Consider the following 391-nt stretch of genomic DNA (forward strand, 5'->3'; position numbering starts at 1 on the left):
GGCAGCTATGCCAGCCTCGAGGCGCAGATGGCGGCGATTGCCGATGACATCGCCTATAATACCCGCGATATAGATGACGGGTTGCGCGCGGGTTATCTTACCTTCGACCTGCTGGAGGAGGTGCCGTTCCTCAGCAAGCTGATGGCCGAGGTGCGGGCGAAATATCCCGTGCTCGACAAGGAGCGCTTCGCCAATGAAATCATGCGCCGGCAGATCACCCATATGGTCGAGGATGTGATTGGCGTTGCGCAGCAGAATCTGGCCCGTCTGAAGCCGAAGAGTGCGGCGGATATCCGCGCTGCCGATTTCACCGTTGCGACCTTCTCGCCTGAGATGGCCGAGACCGACCGACAGATCAAGAAGCTGCTGTTCGGTCATATCTACCGGCATC

1 pseudogene is annotated in these 391 nt (G+C 59.1%); it reads left to right on the top strand.

Annotation, left to right across the window (positions count from 1 at the left end):
* Nucleotides 1–391: pseudogene (locus SB816_RS30075) on the top strand (deoxyguanosinetriphosphate triphosphohydrolase); the annotation flags it as partial.

The sequence above is a fragment of the Achromobacter sp. SIMBA_011 genome, from assembly GCF_046535435.1.
GTDB lineage: Bacteria > Pseudomonadota > Gammaproteobacteria > Burkholderiales > Burkholderiaceae_B > Achromobacter > Achromobacter dolens.